17 protein-coding genes are annotated in these 19,609 nt (G+C 64.6%); 9 read left to right on the forward strand and 8 right to left on the reverse strand.

What is annotated here, in order from left to right:
- Window positions 1-84 precede the first annotated feature (84 nt).
- The 5 genes from aqpZ to HDG37_RS29640 form a co-directional block, all read right to left on the reverse strand.
- Window positions 85-831 (reverse strand): aquaporin Z, encoded by a 747-nt coding sequence (gene aqpZ / locus HDG37_RS29620; RefSeq protein WP_184053861.1) that lies wholly within the window; start codon window positions 829-831, stop codon window positions 85-87.
- 244 nt (window positions 832-1,075) lie between these two features.
- Window positions 1,076-1,720: a response regulator transcription factor gene (locus HDG37_RS29625; protein WP_184053864.1), complete on the reverse strand. Its 645-nt coding sequence runs from the start codon at window positions 1,718-1,720 to the stop codon at window positions 1,076-1,078.
- Window positions 1,721-1,828: 108 nt separating this feature from the next.
- Window positions 1,829-2,518 (reverse strand): response regulator transcription factor, encoded by a 690-nt coding sequence (locus HDG37_RS29630; RefSeq protein WP_184053867.1) that lies wholly within the window; start codon window positions 2,516-2,518, stop codon window positions 1,829-1,831.
- 136 nt (window positions 2,519-2,654) lie between these two features.
- Entirely contained in the window at window positions 2,655-3,323 is a 669-nt protein-coding gene (locus tag HDG37_RS29635) for a response regulator transcription factor (RefSeq protein ID WP_184053870.1), read from the reverse strand.
- A gap of 264 nt (window positions 3,324-3,587) precedes the next feature.
- The gene (locus tag HDG37_RS29640; RefSeq protein ID WP_184053874.1) at window positions 3,588-4,952 is read right to left on the reverse strand and encodes an MFS transporter; all 1,365 of its coding nucleotides are present in this window, start codon (window positions 4,950-4,952) and stop codon (window positions 3,588-3,590) included.
- Between the two features lie 95 nt (window positions 4,953-5,047).
- Here HDG37_RS29640 and HDG37_RS29645 point away from each other — a divergent pair, with 95 nt between their 5' ends.
- The 7 genes from HDG37_RS29645 to HDG37_RS29675 all read left to right on the forward strand — a co-directional run bounded on the left by HDG37_RS29645 (window position 5,048) and on the right by HDG37_RS29675 (window position 11,650).
- Window positions 5,048-5,941, forward strand: a complete 894-nt coding sequence (locus HDG37_RS29645) for a LysR family transcriptional regulator (protein WP_184053877.1) — start codon at window positions 5,048-5,050, stop codon at window positions 5,939-5,941.
- Window positions 5,942-6,357: 416 nt separating this feature from the next.
- Window positions 6,358-7,083: a c-type cytochrome gene (locus HDG37_RS29650; RefSeq protein ID WP_184053880.1), complete on the forward strand. Its 726-nt coding sequence runs from the start codon at window positions 6,358-6,360 to the stop codon at window positions 7,081-7,083.
- The gene (locus HDG37_RS29655) at window positions 7,080-8,432 is read left to right on the forward strand and encodes a cytochrome c (RefSeq protein WP_184053882.1); all 1,353 of its coding nucleotides are present in this window, start codon (window positions 7,080-7,082) and stop codon (window positions 8,430-8,432) included. Before HDG37_RS29650 ends, HDG37_RS29655 begins: the two co-directional genes overlap by 4 nt.
- 51 nt (window positions 8,433-8,483) lie before the next feature.
- Window positions 8,484-8,660 (forward strand): hypothetical protein, encoded by a 177-nt coding sequence (locus HDG37_RS29660; protein ID WP_184053885.1) that lies wholly within the window; start codon window positions 8,484-8,486, stop codon window positions 8,658-8,660.
- Between the two features lie 2 nt (window positions 8,661-8,662).
- Entirely contained in the window at window positions 8,663-9,235 is a 573-nt protein-coding gene (locus tag HDG37_RS29665; RefSeq protein ID WP_184053888.1) for a cytochrome C oxidase subunit II, read from the forward strand.
- Window positions 9,222-10,847, forward strand: coding sequence for a b(o/a)3-type cytochrome-c oxidase subunit 1 (locus HDG37_RS29670; RefSeq protein WP_184053891.1), 1,626 nt, complete (start codon window positions 9,222-9,224; stop codon window positions 10,845-10,847). The genes HDG37_RS29665 and HDG37_RS29670 overlap by 14 nt, the downstream gene beginning before the upstream one ends.
- On the forward strand, window positions 10,844-11,650 hold the full coding sequence (locus tag HDG37_RS29675) for a c-type cytochrome (RefSeq protein WP_184053894.1): 807 nt from the start codon (window positions 10,844-10,846) through the stop codon (window positions 11,648-11,650). Before HDG37_RS29670 ends, HDG37_RS29675 begins: the two co-directional genes overlap by 4 nt.
- Window positions 11,651-11,695: 45 nt before the next feature.
- Here HDG37_RS29675 and HDG37_RS29680 read toward each other — a convergent pair whose 3' ends face one another.
- Window positions 11,696-13,342 carry a methyl-accepting chemotaxis protein gene (locus HDG37_RS29680; protein ID WP_184053897.1) on the reverse strand — a complete coding sequence of 549 codons (1,647 nt, stop codon included), beginning with the start codon at window positions 13,340-13,342 and terminating at the stop codon, window positions 11,696-11,698.
- A gap of 261 nt (window positions 13,343-13,603) precedes the next feature.
- Here HDG37_RS29680 and HDG37_RS29685 point away from each other — a divergent pair, with 261 nt between their 5' ends.
- Window positions 13,604-14,404, forward strand: a complete 801-nt coding sequence (locus HDG37_RS29685) for a DUF4239 domain-containing protein (RefSeq protein WP_090802965.1) — start codon at window positions 13,604-13,606, stop codon at window positions 14,402-14,404.
- A gap of 149 nt (window positions 14,405-14,553) precedes the next feature.
- Here HDG37_RS29685 and HDG37_RS29690 read toward each other — a convergent pair whose 3' ends face one another.
- On the reverse strand, window positions 14,554-15,084 hold the full coding sequence (locus tag HDG37_RS29690) for a single-stranded DNA-binding protein (RefSeq protein WP_090802962.1): 531 nt from the start codon (window positions 15,082-15,084) through the stop codon (window positions 14,554-14,556).
- Window positions 15,085-15,230: 146 nt separating this feature from the next.
- Complete coding sequence (locus HDG37_RS29695) at window positions 15,231-16,418, reverse strand: MFS transporter (protein WP_184027022.1); 1,188 nt, start codon at window positions 16,416-16,418, stop codon at window positions 15,231-15,233.
- Between the two features lie 302 nt (window positions 16,419-16,720).
- Between HDG37_RS29695 and uvrA the strand changes: the two genes are divergently transcribed.
- Window positions 16,721-19,594, forward strand: coding sequence for an excinuclease ABC subunit UvrA (gene uvrA / locus HDG37_RS29700; protein WP_184053900.1), 2,874 nt, complete (start codon window positions 16,721-16,723; stop codon window positions 19,592-19,594).
- Window positions 19,595-19,609: the final 15 nt, after the last annotated feature.

A 19,609-nucleotide genomic window follows, 5' to 3' on the forward strand; every position in this document is an offset into this window, starting at 1 on the left:
AGCGCGGCCAAAGACACCGCAACAAACGCCGCAGCCCCAATGTCAGCACCGCATCGACCGGAAGTGGTGAGTACCGTCCCTCGCTCACGAAACGTCACCCTGCCCGTCCACCAACGACACCGAAGACGAATCGGCTCCGCCGTCCAGAAACGAAAACAGCACGCCAGCCGCGATTGCTCCGGCCAACGGCGCGGCCCAGAACAGCCACAACTGATCCAGCGCCCAGTTGCCGACGAACAGCGCCTGCGCGGTCGAGCGTGCGGGATTGACCGCTCCATTGGTGATCGGAATGGACACCAGGTAGACGAGCATCAGACATGCGCCGGTGATGAATGGCGCAATCGTTGCCACCTCTTTTCGAACGACGACCAGCAGGCATGCTCCGACAAACACGAACGACAGCACGCATTCCACGACGAGCGCCGCATGCAATGGATAGTCGGCGGGCGAATGAGCGCCGAAGCCGTTCGCCGCGAATTCACTCGCGGAGAGTTCGAAACCTGGCCGGCCGCTGGCGAGGTAGGCGAGCAGCGCCGCGGCGACTATTGCGCCCCAGATTTGCGCAGCGATATAGGGCAAGACATCACGCACGGGAAAGCGCTGCGCGATCGTCAGGCCGATGGTGACGGCAGGATTGAAATGCGCGCCGGAAATCTTGCCGAAGGCATAGCGGCCGGTAGCAAGCGCAAGACCGAACGCCAACGACATTTGCAACGCGCCGGTGCCCTGCAGCACGCCTGTGGTGTCCAGCACCGTACTGCCGCAGCCGACGAACACGAGCCAAGCCGTACCCAGACCCTCGCTCCACAATCGCTTGCCTAGCGCAACCATCTCTATCCCGTCCATCAAGTATGAGGCACAGACGCCAAACGATCGCGCGAAGAGGTCTGCACCGGATTCCCCTGATCCATTGGTAATCGGATCACGAACCAGCCGCTTGGCAGTTGCGGCGCAAGGCGCGCAATGACAGGCGGCCAAGATTATTGGGTGCCCCCCACGCCACGGCAATCAGATAAGTCTGATAAGGGCTACCTCAAATCCATCGAGAACAAGAATTTGTGGCCGTTGCTGCGCCTCATATCAGCCCAATCTGAGTGGCGTAGTTGATCAGGTCGGCTTCTGTTTCCAGTCCGAGCTTGCGCATCGCGCTGCGTTTTTGCGTGCTGATGGTTTTGTCGCTACGTCGCAGACGTGTGGCGATCTCGTGCACCGCGAGGCCTCGCACATAGAGTTGAAACACCTCCCACTCGCGTGCGCTCATCACACCGCCGCGCCGGGGCGGCGCAGGCTCCGCGGTCGCGAGTGCGGCCCGAACCTGTTCCGATAGATGGGTGCCCCCGGCGGCAACGGCTTCGATTGCGTCGATCAATGCGTCCACCGCGTCGCGCTTGTCGACGATTCCAGTCACGCCGATATTGCGCAAGCCGGCCAACACATGCGCGCGCCCAATCATGGTCAGCACGACCACGTGGGGATGCGGCGTGCGCCGTAGCAGCCGGCGCAATAGCGGCACCGCGCTGGTGTCTCCGTCGAGTCCCGGCATGCCGATGTCCGACACGACGACGTCGCATGCGCAGGCATCGAGCAGCTTCGCGAGACCACGGGTGTCGGCAGCTTCGCCGACAATTTCGATATTCGGCTTGTCGCGCAGCAGAGACCGGACGCCCGCGCGAATGGAGTCGTGATCGTCCGCCACGACGACGTGAATCTTGTTTGGCATTCTTTTCCGTGACTTTTTTATGGTGTCGATCGGGCATACCGCACGAAATGTGTCCCTCGGTTATGCCGATATATTCGCCGCGCGCCTGCGCAGTGTGTTGCCGCCCGCTTAACGGCTTTGACCAAGCCCTTCTGGCACTACGCCATACTCGACTGCGAAGCGAAACAGTTCGGCGTTGCTATTCAGCGACAGCTTGCGCATGGCCATGCACTTCTGCGCGCTGATCGTCTTCACACTACGTCCCAGCCGCGTGGCGATTTCCGTGACGCCGAGTCCTGACGCGTACTGCGTAAAAACCTCGAACTCTCGGCGAGACAGGGTGGCGCGCACGAAGTCCAGACGTTTCGTCAGCGTGACATCGGCCAGCATGGCGCGCACCGCCGGACCGACAAAACATTCGCGCGCCAGCGCCATGACCACCGCCACATGGATCAGATCGATACGATCACGTTTGCTCAGCAGCCCATCCACGCCGAGCGACATCACTTTGCGCAGCGTCGCCGCCTCCGTTTCCATTGTCAGAATGACGAGCGCCACGTTGGGATAGCGCGCCTTCAACTGCCTGACGACGTCGAACCGGTTGTCGTTGTGCCCTCCTGGCATGTAAAGGTCCATCAGCACGATATCGCAAGGACTGCGATCGACTTCGATGAACAGTTCGGCGACATCCGCCGCACGGCCAACCACCTTCAGATCCGGATAGTTGCCAATCAGATTTTCTATAGCCAGCAGAACCAGCGGATGATCATCCGCAATGATCGTTCGAACAGGCGAGCCTGATGCAGCCATGAGGTTCATCGTCTGGCGCTCCTCGATACTTTCATTTCTCGACACCTTGTTATGTGTGACCGGCGCTCACGCAATGGTCGAGCATTTCTATTGCGACAAACATCAGAGCGCTCTGAAATGGAACGAACAACTGTATGCCTGATGCTTAGTCTTCCGATTCGAGGAGGACCGTGCCGCAGGCGCGCACACAGGAAAAAAGCGCGGGGTCGTCGTTGACGCCAAGCCGCGCCATCGCTTCGCGCTTGTGCCGGCTCACCGTGCGGCGATGGCAGCCGAGCGCCGCCGCGATCTGCACGATGGACTCGCCGCTCACGAGCCTGCGCAGGATGTCGGTCTGCCGCTTCGACAGCAGCAGGGCCGACACGAACCGACCGTTGTCCGGCTGCAAACGCGCGAGCGTTTCGACTACCGAGCGGCCCAGGTAGCGCGCGCCGCGCGCACTGTCGCAGACCGCTTGCGGCAGTTCCTCGAGCGAATCGGCTTTGCCGATCACACTGACCGCGGCATCGGCGACGACGACACGCAACATCGCGGCATTCGTCTGCCCGGTCACGACGACGACGCGCAATGACGGCCACTCGCCACGAATGCGCCGGATCAGGCCGAGTCCGTCGCCAATCTCGCCGGCGGGCTCCGGCATGGAAAGATCGACGACGAGCACGTCGCACGGTGTGTGTTGCAGCAATGCGATCAACGCAGTGGGCATCTGCGCCTGACCGACGACGGACAGACCTTCGTGCGCCTCCAGTGTCGATTTCAGGCCAAGCAGGACGAACGGGTGATCGTCCGCCAGAATGATTCGAAGATTTGTCACGATTAGTCTCGCTCGTTATAAGAATGGTCGAAATGCGCGCGGCAGCGGCTGTGCAGGCGGCAGGCGTCGACCTGCGTCGCGGCACTCAAGCGACGTGCCGGAAAAGCCATCTGATCACCCTCGCAAATTCACGACAATCGGAGCGTTCCTAATCCAGATCAATAATCGGGATAATTTATAGTTCGACCAGGCAATATGCGCACCGTGATTCGAATCGAATCAAAATCAATTCGGCAACGCAAAGCGCGCTGTTCGCCCCATGTCTCACGCCGCATCGCAAGCACGCGTCGCGCGCATCGCACGCGTCGACGCGGCGCGCGGAAACACCGGCAATGCGAGCAACGCGCAAGCGCTCGCCACCGTCCACACCAGCGGCCATGCTCCGACAGACAGCAGCGCCGGAATCGCGAGCGGCGTCACGAACAGCGTGAGGAACACGCAGGTGTTGCCCATCGCGAGCGCGGTGCCCGCGCGGCGAGTACCGGCGAGCGTCGCGAGTTCGGTGAACGCGACGCCGTGCCACGCCGACGCGCTAACTCCGCCGAGTACGATCATCAGCGCGAACGGCGCGACCGCCCCGGCGCGACGCAGCCCGATGAGCCCGGTCGCGAGCGCGAGCAGCACGAACAGCACGGCGGTCACCAGACTGCATGCCCGCATATACGCGCGGCGGTTGCCGCGCCGGTCGGTCCACGCGCCGCTCCAGACCCGCGCGATCGCGGCGCCAGTCTGCACCGCGGCCATCGTCGCGCTGATCGCGAACACGCCGGCACGCCCGAAGTCGTGCAGGAACACCGTGCCGAATGTGATCACGGCAATCTGCGGCATGCACAGCGCGCCCGCGCCGAGCGCGACGCGCCAGATCGCGATGTCGCGCAATGGGGAGATCATCGGCGGCGGTGCGCTGACGTTCGAGGAGTCCAACCTCCGACCGTTGGCCGCCGCAGCACGGGCCGTCGCAGCCGCGCGCGCCCCTTTGGGCGCCGGCGTATCGTCCGCGTGTGCGGGCTCGTGCAGCCAGCGCCACGCGAACCATGCGGTGATCGCGCACGCCAAGGCCAGCACCGCATAGGCGCTCGCAAAACCAAAGTGCGAGGCGAGCACCGGCAGGACCACTGCGCCGAGTCCACCGCCCGCCGGCACGGCGGTTTGGCGGATGCTCATCGCGAGGCCGCGCTCGCCTTCGCGAAACCACGCCATCACCGCCCGGCCGCTCGATCCGTTGACGCTGCCGCCCAGCAGTCCGACCAACAGCAGCCCGAGCGCGAGCGGGACGATGCCGGGCACATGCGCGCCGCCCGGCGACACGAACAGCGCGAGACCGGCGAGCGCGACCGCGGTCGACAGCAAGCCGAGCAGCAGCACCCGGCGATCGCCCCAGCGGTCGGTCAGCAGCCCCCACGGCAACTCGCTGACCGCAATGCCCAGGCCGAGCATGCCGAGCACGAGGCCGAGCCCGTGGTTGCCCAGGTGATAGTCCGAGCGCAGGAACACCGCTGTCGTCGGAATCCCCGAAAATGCCGACGAAAAGCTCGCATTCGCGGCAAAACCAACGCCCAGCACCTTCCAGCGATGCCGCGCGCCGCGCTCGCCGGTGCCGCCCGACGCTGTCATCGATCCGTTTTCCATCACACCCTCCGTGTCTCATTCGAGGGTATGCTACGGCTTGGCATTCCATCGGCAAAGCCGGAAATTTAGATCGCCACCATCGGAAAAACCGAATCATGAGCCAGCGTGGTTTCGACCTTGCGCAGTTGCGGACCTTTGTCGCCGTCGCCGAATCGGGCGGGGTGTCGGCAGGCGCGCAGCGCGTGTTCCTGTCGCAGTCGTCGGTAAGCGAGCAGTTGAAGAAGCTCGAGGAGCGCGCCGGCCAGCCGCTCCTCGTGCGCAGCCGGCAGGGTGTGAGTCCGACGTCCGCGGGCGAGCGCCTGCTCGAGCATGCGCGCCGCATCATCGCGATGAGCGAAGCGGCCTTCGACGACCTGCAAGGACGCTCGCTCGACGGCGAGCTGCGCATCGCGATCACCGATTACTACCGGCCGCACGATATCGCGCGCATCCTCAAGACGTTTTCGGAACAGCATCCGCGGCTGAAGCTGCACGTGACGGTGCTGCCGAGCGCGGTGATCGACAGCGGCGCGGACGATCACGCGTCGTTCGACATCGGTTTGTCGGCGCGGCTCGTCACAGTCCAGCTGCGTGCACGCGGTGCCGGTGCCGGTGCCGGTGCCGCGAGCATCGTCGTGCGGCGCGAAAGGCTGCTATGGGCCAGTTGCGCCGATGCCGCCACCCGCCCCATCGCGCCGTATCAACTGGTGCTGCTGCCGTCGACGTGTCAGTTGCAGCGCTTCGTCGTCAAGCTGCTCGACCAACACAAGGTACCGTATGTGGTGTCGCATTCGGCGTCGGGCGTCGCGGGCCTGCAGCTCGCCTTGAAGGCGGGGCTCGGGATTTCCTGTCTGAACGAGTCGTCGCTCGGCGGCGGCGTGGTGGCGTGTGCCGCGAACTTCGGCTTGCCACCGCTGCCCGCCATCGAGTTTCATCTGCTGCCGCGGCGTCCGGGCGAAAGCGAGTTAGTCAGCAATGCACGTGATGCGCTCGTGCGGCTCTTCGCATGACTCACAAATGAAATTCGCAGCAAAATTTATCGATCGATATCAGCTAATCACATTTACCTGATGCATTGCGATCGATAAGCCGCGGCGCCACAAAGTCCGGCGCGCTGGGGCCTGCATCCATGCTGGTCCGCGATTATCGGAACACCTGTTTTCCTTTGTGTTCTCAATTGACGCGTCCGATAAATTGTTGCACGCTGCTGCTGGCTACCGGGCGTTTTTAGCGCCTCACGCGTCGCTCTTTGCAGCCAGAATGCCGCCGTCCCAGGCGCATCCAGCGCGAATCATTGTCGCAGATCAAGATTTTGGCCGGACAATTGCATCATCATTGCGCTTCCGTATTTCGCGGTCCCGAACAAGCCCGTTCCGAATAGCGGTTAATAGCAACTCAATTAAAAGCAGCTACAACGAGGCCCGGTGTGTATCACAAAACTATCGGCTCTGCGGTCCTGTTCGTGCTGTGCGCGCTTCACGCGCTATGGAGCGGCGCGGCGTTCGCGGCCGCCGACGCGGCCGGCGCGATGCCCCCGTCGATGGACCAGCGCATACGCGCCTGCACGTCGTGTCACGGCGAGCAGGGCCAAGGCCGCAAAAACGACTACTTCCCGCGCATCGCCGGCAAACCGGCCGAGTACCTGTTCAACCAGCTGATCGCATTTCGCGACGGCGGCCGCACCTATCCGCCGATGGGCTATCTGCTCGCGTTCCTGCCCGACGACTACCTGCGTCAGATCAGCGAGTATTTCGCGGCCTTGCAGCCGCCCTATCCCGAATCCGACCACGCTGCCCTGCCGCCGAAGCTGCTCGCCGCCGGCGAAAAGCTCGTGATGCATGGCGACCCGGCGCGCGGCATACCGGCGTGCATCGCCTGTCATGGCGCGCGCATGACCGGCACGCAGCCGGGCATTCCGGGTCTGCTCGGCTTGCACGCGAGCTATATCGCCGGACAGATGGGCACCTGGCGCTCAGGCACCCGCCACGCGCTCGCGCCGGACTGCATGCACACGATCGCGCTCAAGCTGAACGACAACGACATCACCGCGGTATCGAACTGGCTCGCGCGCCAGCCGCGTCCCGCTGATCCCCGGCCCGCACCGGCATCCGCCGAGCGACTGCCCCTCGCTTGCGGGAGCCAACCGCAATGAAGCCGACACTTCGCCCGCCCGGTTGGCTGCGCCCGGCAAGCATGGCTAGCGTCCTTGCGATCGGCAGCCTGGCGCTCGCGTTGCTGGTCTACGCACCGCTCGCGACGACGGCGCATGCCGCGACCACCGCCGCACCTCAAGGGGCGGAAGCGACCGCCACGGCAGCCACCGCTGGAGCCAGCCCCGACACCCGCCCAGAGATCGTCAGACGTGGCGAATACCTTGCCCGCGCCGGCGACTGCATCGCGTGTCACACCGCGCCGCGCGGCCGGCTGTTCGCCGGCGGCCTCGCGATGGAAACGCCGTTCGGCACGCTGTACTCGCCGAACATCACGCCAGACCCGCAGTACGGCATCGGCACGTGGAGCGAGGAAGCGTTCTTCAAGATGATGCGCACCGGCCGCAAGCCGGATGGCGCGCCGATCTATCCGGCGATGCCGATCGCCCAGTACACGAAGGTCACGCGCGACGACTCGAATGCGATCTTCGCGTTCCTGAAGACGGTCGAGCCGGTGCGTCAGCCGAATCGCCCGCACACGCTGCGCTTCCCGTTCAATCAGCGCGATCTGCTGTACGGCTGGCGCACGCTGTATTTCCACGAGGGTGAGTTCCAGCCCGACCCGACCAAATCGGTCGAATGGAATCGCGGCGCGTATCTGGTCGAAGGGCTCGGGCACTGCACGATGTGCCACACGCGCATCAATATGCTCGGCGGCTCGTCGCCGCGCGAGCAGTTCGCGGGCGGACTGATTCCGGTGCAGAACTGGTACGCGCCGTCGCTGACCTCCGACAAGGACGGCGGCCTCGGCGACTGGAGCATCAAGGACATCGTCGATCTGCTGCAGACGGGCATCTCCGCACGCGGCGCCGTCTACGGTCCGATGGCCGAGGTCACCTATCACAGCCTGCAGCACCTGAGCGACGAAGACATCCGCGCGATGGCCGTCTATCTGAAGTCGCTGCCCGACCAGGGCGGCCGCAAGACCGGGCCCAGCGCGACGCCGGACCCGACGGTGTTCGCGCTCGGCAAGCGGATTTACGCTGAGAAATGCGCGATCTGCCACGGCGACAATGGCGAAGGGCAGGTGCCGCATTACCCGCCGCTCGCGGGCAACCAGTCGATCGAAATGGACTCGAACGTCAATCCGATCCGCATCGTGCTGAACGGCGGCTTCCCGCCCGGCACCAAACAGAATCCGCAGCCGTTCGGCATGCCGCCGTTCGGCCAGGAGCTGAACGACACCGAGGCGGCCGCCGTCGTCACCTTCATCCGCACGGCGTGGGGCAATCACGGCCTGCCGGTCACGGCCCACGAGGTCAACGAGTTGCGCAAGGCGCCGCTGCACTGAGGCGCCGCACCGAAGGGCCGTACCGAAGCGCCGCATAGGAGAACCATCGACATGAAAGCGAACGACCCGCCCAGCGCCGCCCCGCCGACCGACGACGAAGTCGATCGCGTCGTCGCGGCCGGTCCGCGCGGCGCGATCGCGCTGGCCGGCATCGCCACGGTCATCGTGATGGCGATCTGGTTTGCCTTCTACTTTTTCGCGTTTCTGCCGCGCGGCATCATCCACTGACCATGTCGACCGACTCTTCTCATCAACCCGGTAGCGGCCACGCGGTCGCATTGCGCGCCGAGCGGCGCTGGGCCATCTTCGCGGTCGCGCTGATCGTGCTGATGCTCGCCGTGATCGTGTTCTCCGGCGTGCATTGGGCGATGATGCCGCCGTCGCGCGTCGAGACGATCGATGCGTCGCGCCTGCAGTTGTCCGGCGAATTCGTCGAGGACAATCTCGGCAGCGCGGTGCAGCCGGACGGCTCGGTGATCGTGCGCTTCGTCGCGCAGCAGTATTCGTTCACGCCGCAGTGTCTGCTCGTGCCCGCCGATACGCCGATCACGATCCGTACCACCAGCGCCGACGTCGTGCACGGGCTGCTCGTCACCGACACCAACATCAACACGATGGTCGTGCCCGGCTACGTCGCGACGCTGAACACGCAGTTCGACCATCCCGCCGATCACGCGATGCCGTGCCACGAATTCTGCGGCTTCGGCCATCAGACCATGTGGGCGCACGTGAAGGTGATCGACAAAGCCGCTTTCTTCGAACAGGCCCGACAATCACGGAGACTGAGCTGTGTTCCACGCTAAGCGACTCGTACTCGCGCATTTCTGGCTCGCCTTCATCATGTTCGCGATCGCGTTGTGCCTCGGCGCGTGGCAGATGCTGGTGCGCAGTCCCCTGTTGCCGTGGATCGGCGATCCTGAGCTGTACTATCGTTCGGTGACCGCGCACGGCACCGTGATGGCCTACGTGATGCCGACGCTCGTCTCGATGGGGTTCGGCTACGCGATCGTCGAGCTCGCGCTCGCGCAGCGCCTCGTCGGTCTCAAATGGGCGTGGGCCGCGCTCGTCACGCTGCTGGTCGGCGCCGTGATGGCGATGGTGCCGGTCGCGCTCGGCAAGGCGTCGGTGCTCTACACGTTCTATCCGCCGATGATCGGCAGTCCGTTTTACTACCTCGGCATCGTGCTCGTGGTGGTCGGCTCGTGGATCTGGGTCGCGCTGATGCACGTGAACCTGCGCATCTGGAAGCGCGCGAACCCCGGCAAGCCGGTGCCGCTCGCGATGTTCGCGAACGTCGCGGGCGCCTACCTGTGGGCGTGGACCGCGGTCGGCGCGGCGCTCGAAATCCTGTTCCAGATCCTGCCCGTCGCGCTCGGTTTCGCCCATACGATCGACGCCGGCCTCGCGCGCGTGCTGTTCTCATGGACGCTGCACGCGATCGTCTACTTCTGGCTGATTCCGGCGTACATCGCGTACTACACCCTGGTGCCGCGCGCGATCGGCGGACGGCTCTACAGCGATTCGATGGCGCGCGTATCGTTCATCCTGTTTCTCGTGTTCGCGATGCCGATCGGCATCCATCACCTGTTCGTCGATCCGCAGGTCGGCGCCGGCTTCAAGTTCGTGCACGCGGTATTTACCGGCATGGTGTCGGTGCCGACGCTGCTGACCGTGTTTACGATTTGCGCGTCGGTGGAAATCGCCGGCCGGCTGCACGGCGGCAAGGGCGCGCTCGGCTGGCTCACCGCGCTGCCGTGGCGCAATCCGATGATGCTGGTCGTCGCGTTCTCGTTCGTGATGCTCGGCTTCGGCGGCGCGGGCGGCCTCATCAACATGAGCTATCAGCTGAACTCGACCGTGCACAACACGCAGTGGGTGACCGGCCACTTCCACCTGATTTTCGGCGGCGCGATCGTCATCATGTACTTCGCGATCGCGTACGAACTGTGGCCGCAGCTGACCGGCCGCGCGATCGTGTCGGCGAAACTGGTGCGCACGCAATTGTGGCTGTGGTTCATCGGCATGATGGTGGTCACGATTCCGTGGCATTACGTCGGCCTGCTCGGCGCACCGCGCCGCATGGCCTATTACGACTACGCGATGGCGGGCGTGCAGGGTCAGGGTGTGTGGGTCGTCATGTCCGCGGTGGGCGGGCTGATCCTGACGGTGTCCGGCCTGCTGTTCGTCTATATCCTCGCGAAGTCGCAATTCGGCCCCGTGGTGGAGCCGCAGACGTTCCGCTTCGCGAGCGCCGCGCACCCTGTCGAGCGCGTGCCCGTCGCGCTCAATAGCTTCGGCCTGTGGGTCGCGCTGATGATCGGGCTCACGGTCGTCAACTACAGCGTGCCGATCGTCCAGTTGCTCAGACTGCCGCAGACCTCCGTGCCGGCAGTCGTCATCGGAGCGCCGCGATGAACGAAGAACGCCTGTTCACCCTGCGCAACCCGTGGTTCGTGTGGAGCGTCGGCAGCACGCTCGCGGTTGCGATCGTCGCGATCCTGATCGGCTTCGTATGGCTGCCGTCGGCGAGCAGCGCGTTCGGCAACCTCAGCCTGTGGGCGAGGATTTGCGGCGCCGCCGGCGTGCCGTCGAGCTGGTACAGCGGCAACGAGACCAGCCACGTGCCGAGCGACGTCGTCGTCTTGCCGCCTTCGGGCACGAATCACGCGATGGCCGACGCGATCGGCCGCGGCGCGACGATCGCGACGCAGCACTGCTCGATGTGCCACGGCGTACTCGGCACCGTGCAGGTCACCGCGCCGGCGCTCGCCGGACAGTTCGCCGACGTGACCTACAAGGAATTGCGCGACTTCCAGAGCGGCCAGCGGCAAAGCGCGGTCATGCAGGCAATCATCGCGGGACGCAGCGACCAGGATCTGCACGATCTGGCGGTGTACTACGCGTCGCTCCCGCTCCCCGCGGCGGCCGAGAAGACCCGCGCCGGCGAAGGACCCGATGCGACCGCAACCAGGCTCGTGATGCAGGGCGACCCGCAACGCAATATCGCACCGTGCGCCGCGTGTCATGGCCAACTCGATCGCAAGGGCGCGGCGCCGTGGCTCGGCGGACAGTCGGCGGCCTATCTGGCCGCGCAGTTGCAGGCGTTCGCTTCGGGCGTGCGGCGCAACGACATCAACGAGCAGATGCGCAATGTCGCGCGGCAGATGACGCCCGCGGAAATCGATGCGGTGGCGAGGTATTACGCGGCCATGCAGTAGTGGGACGGTGAGAGGTCGCGGGTTGACGCAGCACAACGGCTCGCGTTACGCCGCGACAAACTCGCTGTCCAGTCTCCGCTCGCCGGCAACACCGGCCAGCTTCGCGCCGGGCGCCGGAGCACGGCTGCGCGATTCGCTGCCGGTCCGGAACACCGCCACCGCCGTCGACAGGCGCCGCGCCTGATCTTCCAGCGAACTCGCCGCCGCGGCCGCCTGCTCGACGAGCGCCGCGTTCTGCTGCGTGACCTCGTCCATCTGACCGACCGCGCGATTGACCTGATCGATGCCGGTGCTCTGTTCGAGCGCCGCCGCCGCGATCTCGTTCATGATGGAACTGACGCGCGCGATTGCGCCGACGATGTCGTTCATCGTCGTGCCCGAGCGCTCGACGAGCTGCGAGCCCTGCTCCACGCGGGTGGTCGACGCGTCGATCAAGCCCTTGATCTCCTTGGCCGCCGCCGCGCTGCGCTGCGCGAGCGAGCGCACTTCGCTCGCGACGACCGCGAAGCCGCGTCCCTGCTCGCCCGCTCGCGCCGCCTCGACCGCGGCGTTCAGCGCGAGGATGTTGGTCTGGAACGCGATGCCCTCGATTACGCCAACGATATCGGCAATCCGCCGCGAATCGTCGACGATGCCGTGCATCGTGCCGACCACCTGCTCGGTCAGCTCACCGCCCTGCGCGGCCAGCGTCGAGGCGCCCTGCGCGAGCGAGCTCGCCTCTTTCGCGTTGTCGGCCGTCTGCTTGACCGTCGTGGTCAGCTCTTCGATGCTCGCGGCCGTTTCCTCGAGCGCCGCCGCCTGCTCCTCGGTGCGTTGCGACAGATCGGCGTTGCCGGCCGCGATCTCGCTGACGCCGGTATCGATCGAATCGGTACCTTGACGAACCGCGTTGACCGTCGCGATCAGCGACTCCTGCATCTTGCGCAGCGCGGCCGCGAGACGGCCCATCTCGTTGTCGCTGTGCACCTCGATGCGGCCGCTCAGGTCGCCGTTGGCGATCCGCTGGAACTGCGCGATCGTCGCATCGACCGGCGTGACGATCGCGCGCACGAGCACGAAGCGGGCGAGCAAGCCGCCGACCAGCGACAGCGCAATGCCGATCGCCACCGCCGTGCTGATCGCGTAGAACAGGTCCTGCGCATCCTTGTAGCGCTGTGCGCCGTGATCGAGCTGCAACTGCTCGAGCGCGAGCATGGCCTTCTCGTACGCGCTGTACAGCGACGGCAGTTTATGCGCCTGCAATTGCTGGAAGGCGTTGGTGTCGCTCGACTTCAGCGCGGCGAGCGTCGGGTCGACGCCGTCGTGCAGGAACGCGTCGCGCTTCTGCTGCATGTCGGCGATCAGACGCTGCTCATCGGCATCCGTGCCCGCATGGCTCAAATAGTGGGCAAGCCGCTCGTCAGAGGCTTTGCGGTACTGATCGAAGCGCTTGAGCACGGCGCTCGCGCCGTCCTGATCGTTCAGCGCGACGAGCGACGCGTACGTCGCGAGCGCGAGCCGCAGGCGCAGCAGTTGGCCGGAGCTGCCTTCGAGGTCGGCGACGGCGGGCGTGTCGATCGTGTACATCTGTTGCAGCGACGCGTTCGACGAGCGCAGCGACAACAATCCCGCGGCCGCGCCGAGCAGCAGCACGATGCCGAAGAACACGATCATCAGGGTAAGGCTGGTGCGAATCGACAGCTTTTTCAACATCGGACTGGTCTCCTTGGGCTGCCCGGCCGATGATTCCGTATCGTTGACGATAGCTGCATGGCCACGCAGGCTGCGCCCACGCCGTTCGGCCCGGTCCGCAACTTGTCTCAAAATTAAGCAAACAGCACATTCGGGACAACGGCGTATCGGCCGAAAACTTTATGGTTGATCGCTCGCCCGGCTTGCGTTACATCAATAGAGTCTCGAAGCCCGTTTGCTGAAGCCCTTCTGTCGAAGCCCCTTCCTGCCCGGAGCGCGCCCATGTCGGAAATCGGTTCGGCCGTACTCGTGTTCGCGCTGCTGCTGATCGCCACCGGCCTCGGCGTCGGGGTGCGGCCGCTGCTGCCGGAAGAGCACAAGGCACACGAGACCGTACAGCTCGTGCAGCTCGTGATCGGCATGCTGGTCACGTTCGCCGCGCTGGTGCTGGGTTTGATGACGGCATCGGCGAAAGCGAGCTTCGACACCGCGTCGAACGATATGCGCAGCTATGCGGCCGAACTGATCGAATTCGACTCGACGCTGCGCGAGCTCGGCAGCGCGGCCGACGAATCGCGGCGCCTGTTGCGCCAGTACACGGCGGCGGCGATCGCTTCGACATGGCCGCGCGAGCCCGCGCCGAGCGGCGACTATCCGCGCGATCTCGGGCCGCCGGGCAATCCGCAGCAACTGGAAAACGTGCATCTGGGCGACATGCTGACCACGGTGGGGCGGCAATTGCGACAGCTGCGCACGCAGGATGCGTTGCAGCAACGTGCACTCGATGACGCGTTGACGCAGTACCGGCGCGTCATCGATGCGCGCTGGAAAATCATCGAGGAAGCGCACAGCTCGATTTCGCAGCCGTTCTTCAAGACGCTGACGTTCTGGCTAGGCGTGATCTTTCTGAGCTTCGGGTTGATCGCGCCGCGCAATGCGTTGGCGCTGGTGACGATATCGCTGGGAGCGGTGTCGATTGCTTCGGCGGTTTATGTGATCGTCGATCTCGACACGCCGTTCACCGGGCCGATCGTGATTTCGAGTCTGCCGTTGCGGGATACGTTGGAGCATTTGAGTCGGTGAGTTTCTGACGGAATGCCCCGTCCGCGCGCGTGACGTAAAAAATGCCGGCAAACAGAAGGCAGAAAGGCCCGCTTTCCTGGCAGAAAGCGGGCCTCTGTTTTTGTGTCGATCAGCGGGACGCTGGTCGGCTCGGCATCGAGCCGCAACGATCAGAACGGAATATCGTCGTCCATCTCGTCGAAGCCGCCGCCAGCCGGCGCGCTCGGACGGCTCGCACCGCCACCGCCGCTACCGCCACGCGAACCGCCGCCCGACGACATCGCGCGACCACCACCGCCGCCGCTGCGCTCCGACGGCTCGCCACGGCTATAACCGCCTTCATCGCCCCCACCCATCGACGCGCCGCCGCGGCCGCCGAGCATCTGCATCTGCTCCGCGACGATCTCGGTCGAATAGCGATCGGTGCCGTCCTGCGCCTGCCACTTGCGCGTGCGGATGCGCCCTTCGAGGTACACCGACGAGCCCTTCTTCAGATATTCCGCCACGATTTCCGCGAGGCGGCCGAAGAACGCGACGCGGTGCCACTCGGTGGCTTCCTTCATCTCTCCCGACGCCTTGTCCTTGTAGCGGTCCGTCGTCGCAAGGCGGATGTTCGCCACTGCGTCGCCGCTCGGAAGATAGCGGACTTCCGGATCGGCGCCGAGGTTGCCGACCAGAATGACCTTGTTCACGGATGCCATGAATTTCTCCTGTTGATTCCTGTTGCAGGCGGCGCGGCACTACGCGGTTCGCGTCTCATGGCCGGCAGGCCCGAGACCAGAAGAGCGCCTATGCCCGCCGCCGGGTGAGTTCTGGATGATTCGGGAGGTGCCCCGAGTACGCTGTGTTATGCCTTGCGCGGCGGCTGTTTCATCTTTGCGGCGATTATAAGCCAGCAAAATACCAGCCCGGAGCAGGCGAAGAATACCGCGCTCTGGCCGTTCACCTTCAGCAGCCAGCCGCCGACCATTCCGCCCAGCGCAAGACCGATCGACTGCGTGGTGTTGTACACGCCGGCCGCGGCTCCCTTGCGGGTACCGGGCGCGAGCTTCGACACCAGCGAAGGCTGCGAGGCCTCGAGAATATTGAAGCCGAGAAAGTACACGAACAGGATCGCCGCCACACTCAGAATCGTATGCGGAGCAACGCCCAATAACAACTGGCCGATCAGGATAAGAGCGATCGCCGACAGCAGCACGATCTTCATCTTGCCGCGCTTCTCGGCGGCGATGATCGCCGGCACCATCATCACGAACGACAGCCCCATCACCGGCAGATACACCTTCCAGTGTGAAGCGACCGGCAGCCCGCCCGCTTCGAGAATGCGCGGCACGACGAGGAACAGCGCGGTTTGCGTGGCGTGCAGCACGAGCACGCCGAAATTCAAACGCAGCAACTCGACGTTGTGCAGCACTTCGGCGAACGGCGCGCGCACATGCACCGGCTTCGGCGCATCGGGCACGACCCATATCACGACGCCGATCGCGAGAATCGAGAACACGCCGACCAGCGTGAAGAGCCCGCTCATGCCGAGCCAGTGGAACACGATCGGCGCGCCGACGATCGCGACCGCGAACGACACGCCGATGCTGCCGCCGACCATCGCCATCGCCTTCGTGCGATGTTCCTCCGAGGTCAGATCGGCGATGAACGCGATCACCGCCGACGACACCGCCCCCATCCCCTGAATCACCCGGCCGACGATGATCCACGTCATGTCGTGCGCGGCCGCCGCGACGAAGCTGCCGATCGCGAAGATCAGCAGGCCCGTCGCGATCACCGGCTTGCGGCCGACCTTGTCGGAGATCCAGCCATAGAAGATGTAGAGCATCGACTGCGTGACGCCGTACGCGCCGAGCGCGATGCCGACGAGCAGCACGTTTTCGCCGCCGGGAATGGTCTTCGCGTAGATCGAGAACACCGGCATGATCATGAAGAGACCCAGCATGCGCAGCGCGAAGATGGCGGCAAGCGACACGGTCGCGCGCAATTCGGGCGCGCTCATGCGTGTGGAGATGGCGGACGGATTGGACATCGAAGCGTTGTTTGAATGAACCGGGCGGCGAGCCCGTGGGGACAGCCTTGGCCGCCGGCACAGTGGAGCAGAACGAACAGGCAGGCGGCTAGCCCCGGCATATCGGCGGGTCCGCGCCGACGAGACGCGCAAAGCCCGTGCCCCATCGCCCCCGCTCGCCCCTCGCGGCATCTTGTACTCACGGAAAACGGCCCCAGCTATGCCTTTTTCCCGCTGTCAGCACACCGTAACGGCGGTCTGGAAAAGTCGTTATAGTAGCAGGTTTGGCCTCTTTCCCTTTCCGCAGTTCATGGAATAAATCCGTGGAACAAATCCGTATTCGTGGGGCTCGCACCCACAACCTGAAGAACGTCAATCTCGACCTACCGCGTCACAAGCTCGTCGTTATCACGGGGCTTTCGGGCTCCGGCAAATCGTCGCTGGCGTTCGATACGCTGTATGCGGAAGGACAGCGGCGCTACGTCGAAAGTCTGTCCGCCTATGCGCGGCAGTTCCTGCAACTGATGGAAAAGCCGGACGTCGACCTGATCGAAGGCTTGTCGCCGGCTATCTCGATCGAACAGAAGGCGACCTCGCACAATCCGCGCTCGACGGTCGGCACCGTCACCGAAATCCACGATTATCTGCGTCTGCTGTTCGCGCGCGTCGGCACGCCCTACTGCCCCGATCACGAGATTCCGCTCGAAGCGCAAAGCGTGTCGCAGATGGTCGACGCGGCGCTCGCGCTGCCCGAGGAAACGCGCGTGATGATCCTCGCGCCCGTCGTCAGCGATCGCAAGGGCGAGCACACGGATCTGTTCGAGGACATGCAGGCGCAAGGCTTCGTGCGCTTTCGCGTGCGCTCGGGCGGCGGCACCGCCAACGAAGGCACCGCGAAAATCTATGAAGTCGACTCTCTGCCGAAGCTGAAGAAAAACGACAAGCACACGATCGACGTCGTGATCGATCGTCTGCGCGTGCGCCCCGACGTGAAGCAGCGCCTTGCCGAATCGTTCGAAACGGCGCTGCGTCTCGCCGACGGCCGCGCGATCGCGCTCGAAATGGATACGGACAAGGAGCACCTGTTCAGCTCGAAGTTCGCCTGCCCGATCTGCTCCTATTCGCTCCAGGAACTCGAGCCGCGCCTGTTCTCGTTCAACAACCCGATGGGCGCGTGCCCCGAATGCGACGGCCTCGGCCAGATTACGTTCTTCGATCCGAAGCGGGTGGTCGCGCATCCGTCGCTGTCGCTCGCGGCGGGCGCGGTGAAGGGCTGGGACCGGCGCAACCAGTTCTACTTCCAGATGCTGCAGAGCCTCGCGGCGTTCTACGACTTCGACATCGACACCGCGCTCGAGGACCTGCCGGAAAAAGTCCGCAAGATCCTGCTGTACGGTTCGGGCAAGCAGGAAATTCCGTTCTCGTACATCAACGAGCGCGGCCGCACGTCGGTGCGCGAGCACGTGTTCGAAGGGATCATCCCGAATCTGGAGCGGCGCTACCGCGAAACCGATTCGTCCGCGGTGCGCGAAGAGCTCGCCAAATACCAGAATAACCAGCCATGCCCGGCGTGCGCGGGCACGCGGCTGCGTCGCGAGGCGCGCTTCGTGCGCATCGGCGCGGACAGCGACGCGCGCGGCATCTTCGAAATCAGCGGCTGGCCGTTGCGCGACGCGCTCGGCTACTTTCAGACCCTGCGTCTCGAAGGCTCGAAGCGCGAGATCGCCGACAAGGTCGTCAAGGAAATCGTCGCGCGTCTGATGTTCCTGAACAACGTCGGGCTCGATTACCTGTCGCTCGAACGCAGCGCCGAAACGCTGTCGGGCGGCGAAGCGCAGCGCATTCGCCTCGCTTCGCAGATCGGCTCGGGGCTGACCGGCGTGATGTACGTGCTCGACGAACCGTCGATCGGCCTGCATCAGCGCGACAACGACCGGCTGATCTCGACGCTCAAGCATCTGCGCGATCTCGGCAACTCGGTGATCGTCGTCGAGCACGACGAGGACATGATCCGCATGGCCGACTATGTGGTCGACATGGGCCCGGGCGCCGGCGAGCACGGCGGCATGGTGATCGCCGAGGGCACGCCGAAAGAGGTGCAGAAGAACGCGGCGTCGCTGACGGGCCAATACATGTCCGGCGCGCGCACGATCGAATACCCCGACGAGCGCAAGGATCCCGACGAGCGGCGCCTGCGCATCGTCGAAGCGTACGGCAACAATCTGCACAACGTGACGCTCGATCTGCCGGTGGGTCTTTTGACCTGCGTGACCGGCGTGTCCGGCTCGGGCAAGTCGACGCTGATCAACGACACGCTGTATCACGCGGTCGCGCATCATCTGTACGGCTCGGCCACGGAGCCGGCGCCGTACGAGTCGATCGAGGGCCTCGAGCACTTCGACAAGGTGATCAACGTCGACCAGTCGCCGATCGGCCGCACGCCGCGCTCGAATCCGGCCACCTACACGGGCCTTTTCACGCCGATCCGCGAGCTGTTCGCGGGCGTGCCGGCCGCCAAGGAGCGCGGCTACGATCCGGGGCGCTTCTCGTTCAACGTGAAGGGCGGGCGCTGTGAATCGTGCCAGGGCGACGGCGTGCTGAAGGTCGAAATGCACTTCCTGCCCGACGTGTACGTGCCGTGCGACGTCTGCCACGGCAAGCGCTACAACCGCGAAACGCTCGATATCCAGTACAAAGGCAGCAACATCAGCGAAGTGCTCGACATGACGGTCGAACACGCGTACGAGTTCTTCAAGGCCGTGCCGGTCGTCGCGCGCAAGCTGAAAACCCTGCTGGACGTGGGTCTAGGCTATATTCGCCTGGGTCAGTCGGCCACCACGCTGTCGGGCGGCGAGGCGCAGCGTGTGAAACTGTCGCTGGAACTGAGCAAGCGTGATACCGGTCGCACGCTATACATCCTTGACGAACCGACTACCGGCCTGCACTTTCACGATATCGCGCAGTTGCTGGAAGTCATACACCGGTTGCGTGACCAGGGTAATACCGTCGTGATCATCGAACATAATCTCGATGTAATCAAAACTGCGGACTGGGTCATCGATCTCGGCCCCGAAGGCGGCGCCGGCGGCGGGCAGATCATCGCCCAGGGCGCGCCCGAGCAGGTCGCGAAGTCGAAGGCCAGTTTTACCGGCAAATATCTGGCGCCGCTGCTCAAGCGCGCCGCCACCACAAAGTAACGCTGCACTACCGAG

Source organism: Paraburkholderia sp. MM5384-R2 (assembly GCF_014201025.1).
GTDB classification, from domain to species: Bacteria; Pseudomonadota; Gammaproteobacteria; order Burkholderiales; family Burkholderiaceae; genus Paraburkholderia; species Paraburkholderia tuberum.